2 protein-coding genes are annotated in these 2,016 nt (G+C 47.7%); one reads left to right on the plus strand and one right to left on the minus strand.

What is annotated here, in order from left to right; all coding sequences use genetic code 11:
* The coding region (locus R7Q38_RS22830; protein WP_318114391.1) for a LysR substrate-binding domain-containing protein at nucleotides 1-894 on the minus strand (894 nt) is incomplete at its 3' end.
* A gap of 106 nt (nucleotides 895-1,000) precedes the next feature.
* Here R7Q38_RS22830 and R7Q38_RS22835 point away from each other — a divergent pair.
* The coding region (locus tag R7Q38_RS22835) for a multidrug effflux MFS transporter (RefSeq protein ID WP_318114392.1) at nucleotides 1,001-2,016 on the plus strand (1,016 nt) is incomplete at its 3' end.

Here is a 2,016-nt window from a genome sequence, read left to right on the forward strand (position 1 = left end):
CAAGGCTGGGTCGTTTTCTCTGTCTCTGTGCCAAAACAGAGTGTAAGCCATGGGCGGGAATTCAAGCGGCAATGGCAAGACCACCAAGTCGAGCGGTTTGGCAGCCAGTTGCACAAAATGGCTCGGCGCGGTAAAGATGAAGTCGGTGTAAGAACACAAGCTGGCGGCACTATTGAAATCTGGAACGGTGACTGCAATATCGCGCTCTGCGCCAATGTCCGCTAAACGATAGTCCAACAACCAACGGTCGTTTCCATCACATCGCACTTGTACGTGACGAAGTGCGAGATACGCTTCGAGGTTCCACTTCTGTTTTAGTGCGGGGTGGTTTTTACGAATGATGCACATCTGATGGTCGCGATAGATTTCGAGTTCGCAAATATCATCCGGTGGCAGCAGGGTAAGCTTTGCGTCATTGATGTCGATGTCTTTACCAGTTAATCCCAAATCTAACTCACCACGCTGCAACATTTTGAAGGTGTTATCTGACCAAGGATGCGTGCTGATGGTGACGCCGGGCGCCTGTTGAAAAATCGCTGGTAAGAAATGCGGCAAGATTAATGGGTAGACACTTTCCACGGCTGCAATTTGAAAACGGTATTCACTGCTTTGGGGCGAAAACTCTTCTGGCTGGGTCAGCACTTCTAATTGGTTAATCAACAGATCCAGTTTCGGTTTGAGGAACAATGCACGTGGTGTTGGCGTTAATCCATGTGAGTTACGCGTAAACAATGGATCATCAAACTGAATACGAAGTTTGGCTAATGATTTGCTCACCGCGGATTGGCTAAGGCACAGTCGATGCGCTGCTCGAGTCACGTTAAGCTCTTCAATTAACACTTTAAAACAGACCAGTAAGTTCAGGTCGAGACGAGCGAGCTTTTCTATGTTCACGGTGAATTTCCTCTGGGGAATAATGGTCATGATTATACATCATTTCCATTCATATCATCAGATGATTAAGCTCTCTGCAAAGTTCTTGTTCAATTTGGAGTGTTGTGTGTCTAGCCATATTTCTAATAGTAAAAAACAAATGGCGTTGTTGACCCTTTTGGTTCTTTTCAGTCCGCTTGCGATTGATATCTATCTACCTGCGTTACCTCTTATTGCTTCAACTTTTCAGGTAGACAATGCGCTAGCACAAGACACGATTACATGGTTCCTATTTGCTATGGGTGTTGGCCAACTGTTTGCTGGCCCTTTGGCAGATAAACTCGGACGTCGAACTGTTGCATTGGGCGGCATCACTATCTACGCAATGAGCGCTTTATTGGCGTGGAGTGCTCAAAATATTGAGTGGATGTTGATGTCTCGTTTGCTACAAGGCTTAGGTGCTTGTGCGACATCGGTAGCAGCCTTTGCAACAGTTCGCGATATTTTCGGCCCAGAGAAAAGCGGCAAGATGATCAGCTACCTTAATGGTGCGATCTGCTTTATTCCTGCACTGGCCCCAATCTTAGGTAGCTGGTTAACACAGCAATTCGATTGGCGTGCAAACTTCAGCTTTATGGCTGGTTTTGCGGTTGTCTCAGGAACGTTGATGTTCTTGATGATGAAGGAAACCAACCCTGCAACCGAGAAACAAGCGGTATTCAAGGTAAGTCGTTACTGGTCGGTACTGAGCACGCCATCTTTCATTTTCCACGCGTCACTATGTTTGATGGCCATGGCGGTTATCTTAGCTTACGTGACGTCAGCACCGTCGGTATTGATGACAGGCATGGGCCTTTCAATGAATGAGTTCACATTCTGGTTTGGCATTAACGCGGTCATCAACATCGCTGGCTGTATGTTGGCACCGAAGTTCATGGAACGTTTTGGCACACACAACACGCTTGTGGTTGGTATCTCGACGTTGGCTCTGGCTGGTGTGGTGATGCTGGTGATGAATGGCCAAAACACGGCGCTGTCGTTCATGCTGCCAATCTTTATGTCGTCCGTTGGTTTTGCTTTGATTCTTGGCGGCGCCGCGGGCAAGGCGTTGGAACCATTCGGTGATAAAGCGGGCACAGCCGC

This window comes from Vibrio sp. Vb0598, from assembly GCF_033338935.1.
Taxonomy (GTDB): Bacteria; Pseudomonadota; Gammaproteobacteria; order Enterobacterales; family Vibrionaceae; genus Vibrio; species Vibrio alginolyticus.